Origin of the sequence: Bittarella massiliensis (ex Durand et al. 2017), from assembly GCF_017566145.1 — a bacterium.
GTDB classification, from domain to species: Bacteria; Bacillota; Clostridia; order Oscillospirales; family Ruminococcaceae; genus Bittarella; species Bittarella massiliensis_A.
The window spans coordinates 1-250 of record NZ_JABFCL010000111.1 but is presented as its reverse complement, the minus strand read 5'-3'; the positions used below and the strand labels follow the sequence as shown (position 1 = coordinate 250).

Here is a 250-nt window from a genome sequence, read left to right as displayed (position 1 = left end):
CTGGGACGAGAACTGAAAACAAAACTCGGAACAAAAGATATGAAAGCGATGAACCGGCAGGCAAAAGAAATGACGGAAAGACTCGGACTTTATGTGGATGTAACGATGCCGGTGGGAAAGCTTAGTATTGCACAGCAGCAGATGGTAGAAATCATCAAGGCGATTTCTTTTCATATTAAGATTCTTGTGATGGATGAGCCAACCTCCTCGCTTTCCGATGAAGAGGTTGAAAAGCTGTTTGAAACGATGA

Annotated in this window: 1 protein-coding gene; it reads left to right on the top strand. The window is 43.2% G+C overall.

Annotated elements, in window-relative coordinates:
- Positions 1-250 (top strand): ATP-binding cassette domain-containing protein (locus HJY11_RS13665; RefSeq protein WP_208076470.1); only part of this gene is annotated, 250 nt, incomplete at both ends.